Raw genomic sequence first — 17386 nt, forward strand, 5'->3', positions numbered from 1 at the left:
AAAAGCGAGAAAGATTTAGTTTAAACGCTTTTGCTTAGCCATCACAATCGCACCGATTAAGCCCACCACCATCAGCAGAAAGAAATAATCAATTCCAGATAACAACACCGCGTTTTGCTTAACATGCTGCGAAATCCACCCCATCGCTGCATTATTCGCAAAGCTCGAACTAACTTGCGGACCATAAGCATTGGCCACCTGTTTGAGAGTAGCCATAAAAATAGGGTCATTACTGGCCACATGCTGATTTAAAATACTGTAGTGCACCGTACTACGCCATTGTAAACCAATAGTCGCCAATGAAATCCCTAACGCCATACTCATTTGTGACAACATGTTTTTGACCTGCTGGGCATGAGAAAACATAGTCTCGTCATGCTGAAGCTCGGTGAACGCTTTGGATGCCACCGTCCCCTGCACTAATACAGTAAAAAACATAAACGCGCATAAAGACGGAACGATATAACTTTGCAGACTGGCATTTGGCGTCAACCTAGTCATCAAAAACCCATACAAAGCCAAAGAAAGAAAGCCGACCACATAGAACTTTTTCCCGTGAGGTTTTTTGGGAAGTACCAGCATTACCAAGAAAAGAGAGACAACAGCAAAGCCTTGCCCAAGCGCATACCAGTTCCCAATCGTTCCCCAACCGATTCCCAAACCATTAGACAAAATTTGTGGAATTAAATAGTTATTGGAGCCCATGATTAAATAGCATACGAAAAACAACAGCACGCCTCTTCGATAAAGCGGACTACCGAAAATGGATTTCATAGACAAGAGCGGACTATTTTCATGATGACGAACCATACTGCGCAAAAAATAATACAAACTGGTGAGCCCGAGCAATATAAAAACGCTAACCAGCATTGTGTTACTAAAAAAGTCGTATTTAACGTGTTGAAAACCATACAGCATCAAGAATGAGCCAGCCGCTAACGCCATTAAAATGAATGGATGACTTTGACTACGAGTTTCATTTTCAGGCGGTATTCCCGGCAAACAAAAAGCACCAGAAATAGCGGCCAACAAGGACACAAACATCAGAACAAGGAACAGTCCATGCCAAGAACTGTCAAGAAACAAATGCGCCGCTAAAAAAGGCGATACAGCCATGCCAATGGTAAGCCCATAAGCATAGGCTTTTATCCCACTCAAACGCAGTGGACTGGGTGGGAACAAATTAATAATCAAGCGCGCTCCCGTCATAAAAGAAGCGCCGCCAAATCCCATGATTACATACGCGGTTAAAAAGCCATTAAACGTAGAACAGTTATAACCAACAAGACAACCAATACAAAATATAAAGATTGACCCAAGCATGTAATATTTCCATCCTATGCGCTCAACAAGCCATCGTTGCTTAGAAATGGTGACGACAGCCACACAAGCATAAGCCGCTGTAACTAAACTGTATTCCTGAGGAGAAACACCAAGCTCGCCCATTAGTGGCGCCGCCGAGAACACGACCATGCCAGTCTGCATAAAGTTCAGCAGCATCAGTAAGAAAATAGTCGCCAACATTAGCCATTCATGAGAAGGCGCAGGCACAAGTTTGTGTTGTGTGATTCGTCTAATCATATCTACATACTTTCTTTGATAATTTTCTGAATAATCACATCCACTTTTGCATCATTATGATCGAACACCTTAGTTCGCCACGGCGCTTTAGTATCGGCCAGCGGCGTCAGTGTTGACTCTCCAGCATTATGAGTATCGACCGCCACACTCATAGAAAGACCTGGTCGTAAAGGGTGTGCGGCCAATGTCTCTGGATCTAAGACGATTCGCACGGGCACTCGTTGCACTACTTTAATCCAGTTACCAGTGGCATTAGACGCAGGCAATAATGAAAACGCGCTGCCTGTTCCTGGCTCTATACCTTTGACGGTGCCTTTGTAAATGACATTGGAACCATAGACATCGGACGTTAATGTGACCGCCTGCCCTGCTCGCAAGTTACCTAACTGGGTTTCTTTAAAGTTTGCGGTCACCCAAACATTTTTTAAGGATATAACTGACATCAAGGCGTTGCCTGCTGAGACATGCTGACCGACCTGCACACTACGTTGAGCGATATAACCATCAGCTGGGGACAAAATTTGGGTACGGTTAAGTGCTAACCAAGCGGTCTTTAAAGCAGATATGGCCTTTAAAACATCTGGATGAGTTAACACCGTGGTGTTATCGACTTTGGTTTTACTGGCTTCATAAGATTTTTGGGCGACATTAAAAGAGGCTTGCGCACTGGTTAAAGTGCTTTCAAAATGGCTCAGATCTTCATTCGATATAAGGTTATTTTTTTTCAAATTTACACGACGCTTATAATCCTGCTGTGCTTTTTCTAGCGCAATGCGTGCCAGTTCAACACTGGCTTTTTGCTGCTCTAAACCCGCAAAATCATTACGAACAGCACGAATAGTACTCGCGAGATTCGCCTCAGCTTGCTCTAATGCCAACTTGGCATCAACAGGATTCACCTGTACTAATAAGTCCGACTCGTGCACGGAGCTGGTGTTATCAACCATAATATCAGTCACTGTGCCTGATATCTGAGACATCACATTAATCACATTCCCTGAGACATAAGCATCTTCTGTTTTTTCGTAATATCGTCCTATATTTGCCCACCAAATATAAATTGCAATACAAGCGACAATGGCGCTTAAAATTAACACAAAAACGGTGCGCTTTTTCTTTAGTGAGTTGAGGTCTAACTCTGACATATATTGGTGCCTTTTACTCTACAGAATCATTTAATGAAGGGGTCAATGAGGCTAGGATAAGGCGATGACAGAGCAAGAACAACGGCAAAAAACAGGATCAATCATCCTAAATATAGAACAATTATAAACAGCAAACCTTTCCTCATTTCTTACCTTAATATTGTGAAAAGAGTGGATTTTCAGCGATTGATAGCTGTTGCAAATATAAATTTTTATTATTTTTAGAAGAAATATTTTTGAAAGGACAGAAAGACAAAGCGCGTAGAGACAAAGAAAACGCAAGTGAACTAGTATCCACTTGCACGTTTATTGGTTAACTCAAATAAATTCGTTCAAGAAGTTTTCCAAATAACTATAAGCACGCTGTGCAGTTAGTGGATTATATTGACTTCCATGATCTGGATTATCAGCACTTGGTAACATAAATGAGTGCATAGTGTTACTGAAGTCAACAAATTGAAAATCCATTCCCAACCCAGCCCAATAGTGTTTAGCTTCTTGAGCATCCTCGTCCATCACCAGTGGGTCTTGATAGCCATTTAAAACCATGATTTTGGCTTTTGTGTTGGCTTTTTCTTCTGACTGAGCACGGAAAAAACTCATCAAGCCATGAAAACTCACCGCTCCAGCACTGCTTTCAAGATGCAGACCTGCTTCCAAAGCCAATCGACCACCTAGACAAAAACCAATATGCACGATGGTTTTACCATGAATAGCATCACAAGCTGATTGTGTTAGCTCATTTTGTAACTCGTGCAATGGGTCGGCCTCTGCGACCAAGGCCCCCATTTTGGCACGCTTCTGCTCCATCTCTACTGGATTCTGATCTATACCATACAAATCAAGCGCTGTTACTGAAAAACCTAGTGATGCAATATGATCTGCAATACCCTTTTCAAAATCTGTCAATCCAGAAAACGTTGGCCAAATAACCACCTGAATATGGCTTTTGTCTGAACTTAGCCCATCCACCTGGTAATGCATACGTTTCACTCTGTCTTTAAATATTGCTTCAAATGACTGGTCCATTGGCAACCCCTTAAAGAATTTATAAGTAATGTTTATCCAGTGTAACCAGCAAAATAGAATGAAATCAATCGAACGCTTCCTGAGTTCCTTGTTTAATATCATTTAGGGACTGTATGGCCTACTAAAATCATAGGTTTTCTAGCGCCAATAGGTCACTTATTTTTTGTCTTTTCCTGATCAAACGAAATTGACCTTCATCAATCATAATCTCAGGAGCAAGCGGACGGCTGTTGTAGTTTGAAGACATTGATGCGCCATATCCACCAGCATCGTTAAATACCAACAAATCCCCAACCCTTGGGTTATCTAATATCTGATGACAAATCACGCCATTGCCATTTTGTGTAAAGACATCCCCAGATTCACATAAAGGCCCTGCCACTGCATATTCAAGAGCATTAGATATTGACTCTAAACCCTGCTGATTCGAGTGTTGATGAACCACCTCTATTTTATGATAACTTCCATACATGCTAGGTCTTATTAGGTCATTAAAACCAGCATCAACTAAAACAAAATTATGCTCCGCTGTTGATTTCAAACAATGCACTTCTGCCAACAAAGCACCAGCATTACCGACCAAATAGCGCCCCGGCTCTACTTCTAATTTCACACTATGACCTAAATGACTTTCTATCTCTTTACGTGCATCATTCCATAAGCGAAAAAATGCCTTGGCATCCAATTCTTCATCATCACTTAAATAAGGAACAGGCAGACCACCTCCAGTAGAGATAGCGCGTATATCCACATTAGCCAACTTCACTATTTCCACCATAGCTTGGCAGGCTTGTGACAGGTGTTCGAAATCTGAGCCTGAACCAATGTGCATATGAATACCAATTAAGTCCAAGCCATATTGCTGAATTAAAGCAACAGCGCGAGGCAAGTCTTCAAGCGTTATACCATGCTTGCTATTTGGCCCACCAGTATTGGTTTTTTCACTATGCCCATGGCCAAATCCAGGATTCACACGAATCCAAACTGAATGATGAGGAGCGACTTCTGCAATTCGGTGCAACATATCCATAGAGCCAATATTGACAGGAATGTCGTGCTGAATAACCAATTCTATTGTTTCACGATCTATCAGATCTGCGGTAAAAACAATGCTGTCAGGATTGTCACTGTTGCTGTAGCCCGCCACTAAACTTCTTTCAATTTCTCCAGCAGACACAGCATCAACCATTACACCTTCTTCTCGCATCAATCGTAAAATATGTGTATTTGAGCAGGCTTTTTGCGCGAAACGGATGACATCAAAATCCCTTAACTGTCTGATCTGATGACGAATGGTTGCCGCATCGTACACCCATGCAGGCGTACCAAATTGCTGGGTTATTTCTACTAGTGTATTGGCATTAAAAATAGTCACTTAGCCTTGCTCCTATAGATTACTCGAATCAATTTTTTAAGTTATTTAAGATGAATCAATCATAGCGTCCGTCCAAAAATACAAATAATATCTATTTATTCGAATTCTATTCATTTCTGATATGGCTTATGAAACTAACATTCCGACAAATTGAAATATTCAATGCTTTGATGACAGCAGAAAGCGTAACCAGCGCCGCCGATATGTTGCATACCTCACAACCAACCATTAGCCGAGAATTGGCCAGACTTGAACAGGTATTAGGGTTCAGCCTATTCGAACGAGTGCGCGGCCGACTCAAACCCAGTAACGCCGCTTACACGCTTTTTGAAGAAGTAAAACGTTCGTATATTGGCTTAGAACGAATTTGGTCAACCGTTGAAGATTTACGCACAGATCAGATAGGAAGACTCTCAGTACTAACATTGCCAGCTTTTTCCCAGTCTTTATTACCAGGCGCTTGTCTCAAATTTTTAGATATTCACCAGAGGGTTGGGGTTTCTATTGCGGTTCAAGAATCACCATTTTTAGAGCAAAGTTTATCCTACCAGCAATACGATCTTGGTTTGACCGAAAATAACGACACGCCTTCCGGTACCACACTTAAGCCTTTACTTAGTGTTGATGAGGTGTGCATTTTGCCAAATGACCATCCACTATTAGCAAAAGACATCATTGATATCCGTGACTTTGAGGGACAAGCTTTTATAAATTTATCACCCACTGATCCTTATCGAATAAAGCTGGATCAGGAACTATATCGGCTTGGTATCAATCGTAAAACCGTGATAGAAACACCAACTGCCGCGTCTGTCTGTCAGCTAGTAAGTAAAGGCGCGGGAATTGCCATCATCAATCCACTAACAGCATTAGACTTTATTGATCATGGTCTGCAAATTCGGCCATTGAATGTGTCTTACCCATTTACCATCAATATACTTTTGCCCCTGCACCGCCCTTTTAATCCTCACTTAGACGATTTCATTACGGCTCTGGAAGCAGAAGCAAAAGAAATAAAAACTAAAATCAGTCAATACACGCACGATTCGAGGTAAAAATGCCTTTTAATAGACATAAGTTGTCTGTTAAGTACAAAAGGTTTAACCTGAAACTACAGCTAAACATAGTTATAACCCACTGATATTTAGGAGAAGAGCATGTTATCTGGAAGCTGTTTATGTAATGGCATTCAATACGAAATAAAAGGCGATCTGGGTGACATAATGCAGTGCCATTGCCAAAAATGTCGCAAAGCTAATGGTTCTGCCTTTGCCGCCAATGCGGCCATTCCAACCACCGCTTTTACCCTTTTAAAAGGGAAAGAACTACTGGCTGAATACGAATCTACACCTGGTGTTTTCCGTGTCTTTTGCAAGCAATGCGCGTCACCACTTTATAGCCGACGCCCAAACATGCCAGAACTGCTTCGCCTTCGCATTGGCACACTCGACACAAAAATAGAAGGCAAACCGTCTTCACATATCTTTGTTGGTTCAAAAGCCGAATGGCATGAAATCTGCGATGATATCCCGCAATACGAAGAACGCCCTGTTGTTTAATTGCTCAGTATGACATCAAAAAAAGGCAAGTCGATACAGACTTGCCTTTATTATTAGCCAGAAAATATAACTACCTGCTCTATTTATTAAAATTACAAATATGAAATATTCAACTTATGTGTTCCACCATCCAGCGGTACGCGCACAATGTTGTTGGTAATTTGAATATCCATGCCATCCACCACAGCTCGGATTCCACTTCGTACTAAAGAGTCTTCTATGGGGTCTTCAGTTTTTGAAAAATGAGCGCGATCAGCCGATTGCTCGACGGTTATAAAGTATTCCGTATCGTCGACTTTTACGGTGGCTTCAAATCCCGGCCAACCTAACGGAATACAAGGCTGAATCGTCAGTTCCTTGCCTTCTCGATGAATACCAAGTATGCCTTCCATTCCTGCACGATACATCCACCCTGCTGAGCCTGTGTACCAAGTCCAACCGCCGCAGCCTGTATGAGGCGCAACCGAATACACATCCGCTGCGACCACATAAGGTTCAACTTTATAACGCTCGGTGTCTTCCGCATTCAGCGCGTGATTGATCGGGTTGAGCAAATTAAACAAGTCGCTGGCTTTGTTGCCATCACCCAGTTTGGTGTAGGCTAAAATCGCCCACATGGCGGCATGACTATATTGACCACCGTTTTCCCGTAAGCCCGGTGGATAGCCTTTGATATAACCCGGATCATGACTGGTTTTATCAAATGGCGGCGTAAACAATAACGCCAATTTTGACTCAGGTTGAATCAAATATTGCTCGACTGATTCCATGGCTTTCGCGGCGCGTTCTGGTTCGCCCGCTTCAGACAATACCGCCCAAGATTGCACAATAGAATCAATTTGGCATTCGTCGTTGTCTTTAGACCCCAACCAACTGCCGTCATCAAAGTTTGCTCGACGATACCATTCGCCATCCCACGCTTTTTCTTCAATGGCTTCTCGAACTTTACTGGCATGCGTCACCCAGTTTTGCACTCGTTCGTCTTCATCACGAATTTGCGCCATGGGCGAGAATAAATTAATAGTACGAATCAGCAACCAACCTAACCAAACACTTTCCCCTTGGCCGCCTTCCCCAACACGGTTCATGCCATCATTCCAATCGCCCGTGCCCATTAATGGCAGGCCATTTTCGCCCGTCAGTTCAAGACATTGATCCAACCCGCGAGCACAATGCTCAAATAAGGTTGCCGACTCGTCCGATTCCGTAGGATGAAAATACGCGTCATGCTGATCCGCCGCCAATAATGGTCCTTCGATAAAGGCGATTTTTTCGTCCAAAATAGACGCATCACCGGAGGTTTCAATGTAAGTTGCCGTGGCATACGCTAGCCAGACTCTATCGTCAGAAATATGCGTACGCACGCCCTGCCCGGTATGAGGCAACCACCAATGCTGCACATCGCCCTCAATAAACTGACGGCTCGCTGCACGCAAAATATGCGCTCTGGTCATATCCGGTCGTCGGAATGTCATCGACATACCGTCTTGTAATTGATCCCGAAAGCCATACGCGCCGCTAGCTTGATAAAACGCTGAACGCGCCCACATGCGACACGCCACCGTCTGATAAAGTAGCCAACCATTGAGCATGATATCCATCGCTCGATCAGGCGTTTTCACCTGAACTGCGCCTAACAAGGTATCCCAATGCTGTGTCACGTCAGCCAGCACTTGATCCAAATCCGCATGGCGATATTTCTCGATCAAATCGCGGGCTTTGCCGACCGAAGCACATTGCCCCAGCAAGATCACCACTTCCACCGATTCATCTGGTTCCAGCTCAACGATAGATTGCTGTGCAGTACAAGGATCCTGTCCTGCGCCAATGCTGCCAGACAAAGACGAATCCCTAAGCAAAGCCGCTGGTGCATTCATGCGACCATTGCGTCCCAGAAACTCGGTGCGATCTGTCGTCCAGGTCGACTGCATCCCGCCCATATCGGCAAAAGCAACACGCCCCGGAAACGCCACATTCCAGCGATTACAGACGAACAAGGCGTTTGAACCAGCAGAATCCAAATCCGTGGTAATAAATGGTGCAGACGTTCCACGAGCTGTGCCTAACACCCATTCGGCGTAAGACGTAACAGAAAATCGACGACGTCGCCCCGTTTGGTTATGCAGAGTTAAGCGTGAAATTTTAATCGGATCTGCCAAAGGTACGTATTGCAATAAGGTCAGCGCCAAGCCATCCGCTTGATGTTCAAAGCAGCTATAACCACGACCATGATGAGCAACAAATGCACTTGGATTAGCTTTGTTGTTCGCTTGATTAATAGAACTAAGCGGCTGAGCCGTGGCGCCAAACAATTCCAAGCTGTCTTCATCGCGCACGTAAATTGCTTCGCCAGACGGATTAGAAACGGGATCATTACACCAAGGCGTTAGCTGGTTCTCGCGGCTGTTTTCCGCCCACGTATAACCACTGCCTTCGACCGACACATGAAAGCCAAAACTCGCATTGGCAATGACATTGATCCAAGGTACAGGCGTCGAGGCGCCGTTTTCAAGAATCACCGTATATTCCCGACCATCTAAACCAAAACCACCCAAGCCATTGAAGAACTCTAGCCCTTGTTTCAGGGCTGCTAACTTGTCCCTGGCTGTTGAATTCTTTGCCTTGAATGGAATGACATTACCACCAGTCGATTCATTCAGCGAACGAATCTTCGGCGGCCAAGTCGACGCTGGCGGCAAGCGATGAATATGTTTACCAATAGATCCTCGACGAGCAATAAGCACCACCCGAGCAACCGATTTCAGCAAATCACGAACCTGCACATCCACCAAGTCTGCACGCAAAACATACACAGCGCCTTGCACATGATCACCGTTAGACTTATCGATTAGTCGAGGCCGTGATTGGCTACTTCGTACTGCGGTTTCAATGGCAATTTGCAAGTCTTGTAAATAAGAACACGCGTGCTCATTGATGATCACCAGATCCACTGCCAGACGCTTCATGCGCCAGTATTCATGGGCGCGCAATAATTGCTTCACTTGATCAATGTCTTCGACGTCATCAATGCGCAACAGCACAATGGGCAAATCACCACTAATCGAATGCGGCCAAAGTACAGACTGACCCGCCATGCCGCGATGAATGGAGTCGGCTGAAACACGAAAACGCGGATCGGCGTAAATAATCGGCGCAGCAAGTCGTTGGAAATCGCCTGCCTCGGTTGGGCTAATATCCAAATGACGCAATTGCACTTGCGCCTGCGTCCACGCCAAGGTTTTCGCTCTGTCATAGGCACTGCGGTCATGATGTCGATCAATAAGATCCATTAATTCTTCACGAGAAGACGCCACAACTGTCCAAAACGCCACTTTCACCACACTGCCTGCTGGCACATGAACGGCATAGCGTAACGAGAAAATAGGATCTAGCACGGTCCCAATTGAATTGTTCAGATCGACACTTTCAACCGACGAATCGTCACAATCAAACGCCGCGGCGGTGGCAATGGAATTACCTCGTCCAATAAACAAGGCACGGTTGGTTTCATATTGAGGATCGGCCGTCACTTCCCCTTCTACAATGGCAAAATGCGCCGCCCAAATTGAAGGCTCCTGCGCAGCCCGTTTGCGCCGAGTCGCGATTAGCGCATTGTATTCAGGAACATATTCCGTTTGCACAAACATCTTGGCAAAGGCCGGATGAGCGTTGTCTGAGGCTGGTGTCGTTAACACCAATTCAAGATAGGACGTCAGTTCAATGTCATAAGCCGCTCGACCATTGTTACTCAAGGAAATACGACGTACTTCGCCATCGTCTTCACCGGAAACCAACACATCCATTGTTGTGGTTAGCTCACCATCATGACGCACAAATTCCGCATGATCTTCTTCAAACACACCTGCCGGATAATGACCTTCGTCTTGCAAAGGCTGAGCAGAACTCGACCAAAGCTGACCTGTATTTTTATCACGTAAGAAAATGAAACTGCCGTAATAATCGCATGTGGTATCTTCCTGCCAGCGGGTCACCGCAATGTCGCGCCAACGACTGTAGCCTGCGCCAGTGGCGGTCAACATCACCACATAGCGACCGTTCGATAACAAATGCGTAATGGGCGAGCCTGCAGCTGTTGGGCTTAGGCGTCGAACGATCGGCGCAATTACCGTTAAAGTGGACGCGAAGGTTTTCACTTCTTCTGCCCGGGGATGACTAATACAAACATCTCTTGGCATACGTTCTTGCAATAAGAGTTCGCACGCCTGAATCATCGGTTCTTGATGAAAACGTTGTCTAAACACGCCTTCCAGCAAGGTATTGGCAATGGCAACAATGGTCATGCCCTGATGATGGGCCATAAAACTGCGTACAATGGCGACATGGCTTTCAACGGGTAAACGCGTCGGCGTAAAGTCCAGCGCCTCGTAAAAACCATAACGCCCACAAGCGCCCATGCTGTTTAAGCGCTCATAATTATCAACCGCCGCCTGAGGATCAATCATGGTTGCAAGCCCCGTGGCATAAGGCGCGATCACTCTATTTTCCGCCAAACCGCGTTTTAGACCGAGTCCCGGCACACCAAAGTTGGCATATTGATAAGTAAACTCGATATCACGGGCATTATAAGAAGATTCCGACACGCCCCAAGGAATGCCAAGCTGTTTGCCGTATTCCTGCTGACGCTCAACGATCAGCCGATTGGTCTGTTCAAGCAGACTGCCCGTTGGCGCTCGCATAATCAGAGACGGCATCAAATATTCGAACATGGAACCCGACCAAGAAATCAGCGCCGAGCCATTGCCCATGGGCGTTGCCGCTCGACCAAGACGGAACCAATGCTTGGTCGCCACATCACCTTTGGCAATAGCAAACAAACTTGCCAATCGTGCTTCCGAAGCCAATAAATCGTAACAACTTGGATCGAGACTGTTTTCGGCAAGAGAATAACCAATAGACAAAAGCTTGCGCTCAGGATCAATGAGAAACGCAAAGTCCATATCTAGCGCCATATTACGTGCCGTGCTCGCCAGTGTTGTTAATCGAGCAAGCAAAGCGTCTGGCGCTTCACGCTGTTCAAGCGTATCGCGCTGCTGTTCAACCATCAGCTTATTGGCGGCTTCAATCCAATAAATGAAATCAGCATGACGCCCTTTTGCAATCTCTTCGCCCGAACCCAATGGTCGTTCACGAGCCAATTTCGCGGCTTTATCGGTCAATCGAATTAAAATCGGCGTTAACGCCTCGATAGTCTGTCGGCTGTTTAATCGACTCTCCATATCATCCAAGGTTGCCAACAATGGATGTTCGCTGTCCGTTGCAGTAACACTCAAATCTGGACTAACAGAATGAATAGCTTGTTTTGATTCAGCCACTAAGGATTGTCTAGCCAACGCAATGTTGTCCATAAAACCCGAGCGCACCGTGGAGTGTAGCTTAGCGGTTAAAGTGTCTTGAGATTGTCCATGAGAAGCTCCAACTTCAGATTCCTCGTGCCATTGCTCGCAACTGTTAGCCAGCGCAATCAAATGCCCCGCGAGATTGCCGCTGTCCACCGAAGAAATGTATTCTGGCAACAAGGTATGCAAGCTTTGCGTGCCGTACCAATTGAAAAAATGGCCGTTGTGCTTTGGCAGTTTTTCCAGCGTAACAAAGGTCGTTTCGAGTCGCTCAATCGTTTCGATTAGCCCCGCCCAACCAAAATCTCGCGCCGCCACTGAAGACAACAAATACAAACCAATATTGGTCGGCGAGGTTCGATGCGCCACCACAGGCTCTGGATCTTCTTGGAAATTATCCGGTGGTAAAAAGTTATCTTCTTCTGTCACAAAGGTTTCAAAATAACGCCACGTTTTGCGCGCAGTAAGACGTAAGGTGACCGCACCGACATCGAGATCATCAGGTCGCAACACTTCGGGGGATCGACTAACAAACACGGCGACCAAAGGCGCAAGACACCAAAGCAAAGCAAACGGCAACACCAGCAGCCATACCGCCGGATTCACCACAATGACAAACAAGCAAACCGCTAAAGCAAGCAAGGTTCCACTGGCCATATTTTGATAAAAACCCATAACCTTGAGTCGTGGGCTCGCATTACTCTGCGCCGCGGTTGCCCATTCCAAACAACGTCGATGGGTCACACTCAAACGCAACAAGGTACGTGTGATCGCATCCAATGAGCGCCAGCTTTGATCAGGCAGAAAGGCGATAGATAAAAAAGTCTGACTCAAAGCAAGGCGTAAATCCCCTAACCACAAGCGAAAATGATTGCTAGTGTCGACGCCTGAACGATGAGGAATCATCGAAAAAACGCAGGGCAACAAGGGTGGAATGGCCATGACGGCCAATAATACAGCGCTAAAAAATAACGCCGACGACGGAAACAACAACCAACTTAACGCCAAGGCTAACAGGGTTGTTGGTGCCACCAGCGAACGCCTTAAATTATCGAGTAGCTTCCAACGCCCCAAACTAGAAACGCCCTGCTCTGTTGGTTTGCTCATAATCCACGGCAACAGCTGCCAATCGCCTCGCATCCAACGATGCTGACGTTTCGCAGCGGCATCGTATCGAGCAGGAAATTCTTCCACCACTTCCACATCTGATACCAAACCGGCGCGCGCAAAAATGCCTTCGAATAAATCGTGGCTCAGCATGGTGTTATTGGGCACACGATCCGCCAGCGCGGCTTCAAACATGTCAACATCGTAAATGCCTTTGCCAGTGAAAGAACCTTCGCCGAAAAGATCTTGATAGACATCGGAAATCGCCGCGGCATAAGGGTCCATTCCGCCGGGAGTAGAAAATATACGCTGGAACAAAGAACCTTCCGTGCCCACCGACAAAGACGGTGTGACGCGAGGCTGAAGAATTCCGTAGCCTGCAACAACTCGCTGTTTGACTTTATCCAAACGTGGACGATTCAATGGATGCGCCATTTTACCGATTAATCGCAACGCCGCTTCTCGTGGTAAACGAGTGTCGGCGTCAAGAGTAATCACGTAGCGAACATCACTCGGCACACTGGGCGCTTTGCCCTGAATGGCCATAAACGTGGTGTCCGTCGCGCTGCGTAATAATCGGTTCAGCTCATGCAACTTGCCGCGTTTACGCTCCCAGCCCATCCACACATTTTCGCTTGGATTAAATAATCTACGGCGATGCAACAAGATAAAACGCGGGCCGGATGGACCTTCTTCGTAACGTTGGTTTAATCGCTCTATTTCCAAAGTCGCCCGTTCTAACAATAAGGCGTCACTTTCTAATTCTTCCAAATCAGCATCTTTGCCGTCAGTTAACAAAGCAAAACTCACATCACCGTCGATACCGCTCAGATAATGCACTTCCAATCGTTCAATTTGTTCTAATAAATCCGCTTCCGAGGCTAGCAAAGTCGGCACCGCAATTAAGGTTCGTAACGAGGTCGGCACGCCCGCTTTTAGTTCAAGTCCCGGCAACATCACCGCACCAAAGCGCCAGGTCACTAAACGATTAACGATGGCAAACGCCACTTCTGTGGCGGGAATAAAGGCCACTACTGCCCATAGCAACCAAGATTGTGCAGGAAACGCCATGAATCCCGCGAAGAAAATACTCATGGCAAGAAAAGCCAAAGCGACAATGGTAATCGTGCCACTGTAACCCGCGACGCCTAGGCGCACATGAAAACGCCGGACTCTTAATCGCATAGTGGGTCTGTAAGCGATGGTTTTCTCGAAAGCCAAACGTCCTTGTTCAATCAAATAATAACCTGGGTCACCAAGACGACTTTTTTCTACCTTGGCTTCTTCCGAAAGTTTCTGTCTCGATTCGTCATTCTTTGATTCAGCATTCTTAGATTCAAAAGACTTTACGCTGTCTTTCGCCATTTCTACGGCGCGCTGGGCAATGTCTATTTCCGAATAATCACAACCTCGCGCCAGTTCTTCCACGGCGCTGCGATACAAGTTACGTGTTGGGAAATCCATTTGGGCAAACAAGTTGTATCGATAGAACTCTTGATCGACGAGACTGACTTTTTCAAACAATTCCGACCAATCAATGTCAGAAATCAACCGCATACTGGTGATTACATTTCGAATAGTGACGTTCGATGCGCCTTGGCGTTGTTGGGCATGTTGCACCACTTCTTCAACCGAAAGACCTTGCAGTTGTAGTCGCTGCTCTAGCCAATCTAATGCTGGTGTAGTTTTCGGATCTTGGTCACGTAATCGCTTCGCCAATTGCGCAGCAAACACTTCTGATAGCGGTTCCGGTGAGCGGGAGGCGATGTCTTCTTGTAACGCCGAATGGGCACAACCTGCCACCAAAAGCCGCTCGGTAAAATGATCGGCGTCGTGGCGAGCGTCGCGTCCGACGGCAATTTGATCAGCCAAACGTCGCAGGTTTTCAATTAATACAATGCGCAGCGTAATCGCTACTGCCCATAGTTCACCAATAGTAAGCGGTTGGACTGTTTGATAAGCATGAATAAAACGCACAAGAATATCAGGATCTATATGGCTATCGGTGTGCGCTACAAACGCCCAGGTTAAACCAAATACCCGCGGATAACCGGCAAAAGGTCCATCGGCTAGCTTAGGTAATTGTCGATAATAACTGTCCGGCAAATCATCTCTGATCTCGCGAATTTGCTCTTCCACTAAATGATAGTTATCCAGCAGCCATTCCGCTGCGGGAACCACACTTCCACCTCGCTCTAACTCAACAGCACTTTGACGATAAGACGCTAATAAGGCCTGGGCGTTTTCATCAAGTCGCGTCTGCAAAGGCAATACAGAAGGTTCAGAACCAAATGCTTGCTGAGCTTTGGCCAAACTTTCTGCGTGTTCTTCAAGCCGTTCCAAACCAAACAACTCCTCTCGAACAGGAATCGTGCTGTCCCAAAGCGAGTGAGAAAATCGTCGTCCAAGTAGAGAAGAAAAAGTGTTTAACATCATCGCCTTAAAATCATCTGATGAATGGCGCAATCAAGCGTCTTTTCATCTTAATAAAACAAGCGATCTAGCGTCTGTACGCCAGCGAACTGACACCAAAAGGCAGGAAGGTTAGTTTAATAGGAAGACAAATCCGTCAGACAAGACAAAAGGACAATCAATTATGTTACGCAGCATGCACGATTTAGAGAGATACACCATAGCCGCCACTGATGGCAATATAGGCGAAGTGACGGATTTCTTGTTTGATGACGAGGAATGGGTTGTACGTTATTTCGTCGTTGAAACCGGCAGCTGGCTATCAAGTCGTAAGGTCTTGATCTCCCCTATCGGAATAGAAAAAGCCAACTGGCGAGAAAAAGTCTTTCCCGTCGCTATCACCAAAGAGCAAGTGAAAAACAGCCCAAAAATTGACACAAACCAACCTGTTTCCCGCCAACATGAGATCGATCATTTAGGCTACTACGGCTATCCGTATTATTGGGGCGGAACTGGATTCTGGGGTGGCGGCATGTATCCATATTCATTGTATCCAGGCTTTGGCCATTACCCAGACTCTAAAGAAGAATCAGACAATGCAACGCTTGCTCATGAAAAAGCCAAACGCGAATTACATCAAAACGATGATCCAAACCTACGCAGTTGCAAAGCCATCATTGGTTACAAAATCCACGCTATCGACGGTGAAATGGGGCATGTTTCTGGGCTTCTAATTGAAGACAATACCATGGCGGTTCGCTACTTCATGGTCGATACCACTAATTGGTTTGGCGGTCACAAAGTGCTTATCTCTCCAGAGTGGATAGAAGACATGGATTGGACCGATAATTCAGTCACCATCAACTTAACTCGCCATCAAATAAAAGAAGCACCCGAGTACCACACCACCAAGGATCTAAACCGAGAGCACGAGCTAGCGGTTTTCGATCATTATGGTTTAACTGGCTACTGGGCGAGAGGCGAAAAAGCCAATTTAGTTAAGAAGGATTAATAGCTAATAGCTAATAACTAAGCTTTTAAGAACAACTAAAAATGGACTGCACCTCGCAGTCCATTTTTTAAACCGCAACGTCAAAAGCAATACCGACCAGTGCCGTCGTCGCCATGGCTAACGCGCCCCAAAAACCGACCCGTACTATACCAGTGAGCATTTTCGCACCACTCAAATAAGATGAAATCGCCCCTAAAATAGCGAGAAACACCAAAGACAACACAGCGGTAACAACGGACAAATTTGCTTCATCATGATAAAAATACGCCGTCATCAAGGGCAATGCCGCACCCAAGGTAAAACTCAACGCTGAAGAAAAAGCCGCCGTTATAGGTTGCGCTGCTGATAAGTCAGAAATCCCGATTTCATCTCGAGAATGAGCCGCAAGTGCATCGTGCGCCATTAGCTGTCGCGCCACAGTGACGGACAGTTCTGGCTCCACACCTCTCTTTTGATAGATATCAGCTAACTCTATCACCTCTTCCTCGTAATTCTGTTCAAGTGACTTTTTTTCATCCTGCAAATCAGACTTTTCCGTATCAGCCTGAGAACTCACCGACACATATTCCCCCGCCGCCATAGAAATAGCACCAGCCACTAAACCTGCCGTGCCTGCAACCATGATCGCCGTGTGTCCAGAATTGGCCGACGCCACACCGATAATCAAACTTGCCGTGGAAACAATACCGTCATTCGCCCCTAAAACAGCGGCTCTTAACCAACCGACTCGATGTTGGCGGTGATGTTCCTGATGAGACCCTGTGGCTTGATTAGATCCAGTTACTTGATTAGACATAGAAACGTTATTC

At 45.9% G+C, this 17386-nt stretch carries 9 protein-coding genes; 3 read left to right on the forward strand and 6 right to left on the reverse strand.

From position 1 onward, the window contains the following. Window positions 1–15 precede the first annotated feature (15 nt). The 4 genes from B6N13_RS16575 to lysA form a co-directional block, all read right to left on the reverse strand. Window positions 16–1581, reverse strand: a complete 1566-nt coding sequence (locus B6N13_RS16575) for an MFS transporter (protein ID WP_169460014.1) — start codon at window positions 1579–1581, stop codon at window positions 16–18. A 2-nt stretch (window positions 1582–1583) separates the two neighbouring features. Then, window positions 1584–2726: an HlyD family efflux transporter periplasmic adaptor subunit gene (locus B6N13_RS16580; RefSeq protein ID WP_169460015.1), complete on the reverse strand. Its 1143-nt coding sequence runs from the start codon at window positions 2724–2726 to the stop codon at window positions 1584–1586. Window positions 2727–3044: 318 nt separating this feature from the next. After that, complete coding sequence (locus B6N13_RS16585) at window positions 3045–3755, reverse strand: dienelactone hydrolase family protein (protein ID WP_012069704.1); 711 nt, start codon at window positions 3753–3755, stop codon at window positions 3045–3047. A gap of 127 nt (window positions 3756–3882) precedes the next feature. Continuing rightward, on the reverse strand, window positions 3883–5130 hold the full coding sequence (gene lysA, locus B6N13_RS16590; RefSeq protein WP_348981553.1) for a diaminopimelate decarboxylase: 1248 nt from the start codon (window positions 5128–5130) through the stop codon (window positions 3883–3885). A 128-nt stretch (window positions 5131–5258) separates the two neighbouring features. Between lysA and B6N13_RS16595 the strand changes: the two genes are divergently transcribed. Further along, window positions 5259–6185 carry a LysR family transcriptional regulator gene (locus B6N13_RS16595; protein ID WP_012069702.1) on the forward strand — a complete coding sequence of 309 codons (927 nt, stop codon included), beginning with the start codon at window positions 5259–5261 and terminating at the stop codon, window positions 6183–6185. Between the two features lie 102 nt (window positions 6186–6287). Next, window positions 6288–6689 carry a GFA family protein gene (locus tag B6N13_RS16600; RefSeq protein ID WP_169460016.1) on the forward strand — a complete coding sequence of 134 codons (402 nt, stop codon included), beginning with the start codon at window positions 6288–6290 and terminating at the stop codon, window positions 6687–6689. 92 nt (window positions 6690–6781) lie between these two features. On the opposite strand, the gene B6N13_RS16605 is transcribed toward B6N13_RS16600, so the two are convergent. Continuing rightward, a complete protein-coding gene (locus tag B6N13_RS16605) occupies window positions 6782–15619 on the reverse strand; it encodes a glucoamylase family protein (protein WP_248280368.1) in 8838 nt (2945 codons plus the stop codon). Window positions 15620–15749: 130 nt separating this feature from the next. Here B6N13_RS16605 and B6N13_RS16610 point away from each other — a divergent pair, with 130 nt between their 5' ends. Continuing rightward, window positions 15750–16577 carry a PRC-barrel domain-containing protein gene (locus B6N13_RS16610; RefSeq protein ID WP_169460017.1) on the forward strand — a complete coding sequence of 276 codons (828 nt, stop codon included), beginning with the start codon at window positions 15750–15752 and terminating at the stop codon, window positions 16575–16577. Window positions 16578–16644: 67 nt separating this feature from the next. On the opposite strand, the gene B6N13_RS16615 is transcribed toward B6N13_RS16610, so the two are convergent. Beyond that, window positions 16645–17373, reverse strand: a complete 729-nt coding sequence (locus B6N13_RS16615) for a VIT family protein (RefSeq protein ID WP_012069699.1) — start codon at window positions 17371–17373, stop codon at window positions 16645–16647. Between the last annotated feature and the right edge of the window lie 13 nt (window positions 17374–17386).

This window comes from Marinomonas sp. UCMA 3892 (assembly GCF_012726345.1).
Classification (GTDB): Bacteria; Pseudomonadota; Gammaproteobacteria; order Pseudomonadales; family Marinomonadaceae; genus Marinomonas.

Excerpts from the sequence above, each read along its gene's own strand:
- B6N13_RS16585 (WP_012069704.1), bottom strand. The coding sequence starts at position 3,755 with ATGGACCAGTCATTTGAAGCAATATTTAAAGACAGAGTGAAACGTATG.
- B6N13_RS16595 (WP_012069702.1), top strand. The coding sequence starts at position 5,259 with ATGAAACTAACATTCCGACAAATTGAAATATTCAATGCTTTGATGACA.
- B6N13_RS16600 (WP_169460016.1), top strand. The coding sequence starts at position 6,288 with ATGTTATCTGGAAGCTGTTTATGTAATGGCATTCAATACGAAATAAAA.
- B6N13_RS16610 (WP_169460017.1), top strand. The coding sequence starts at position 15,750 with ATGTTACGCAGCATGCACGATTTAGAGAGATACACCATAGCCGCCACT.
- B6N13_RS16575 (WP_169460014.1), bottom strand. The coding sequence starts at position 1,581 with ATGATTAGACGAATCACACAACACAAACTTGTGCCTGCGCCTTCTCAT.
- B6N13_RS16580 (WP_169460015.1), bottom strand. The coding sequence starts at position 2,726 with ATGTCAGAGTTAGACCTCAACTCACTAAAGAAAAAGCGCACCGTTTTT.
- B6N13_RS16615 (WP_012069699.1), bottom strand. The coding sequence starts at position 17,373 with ATGTCTAATCAAGTAACTGGATCTAATCAAGCCACAGGGTCTCATCAG.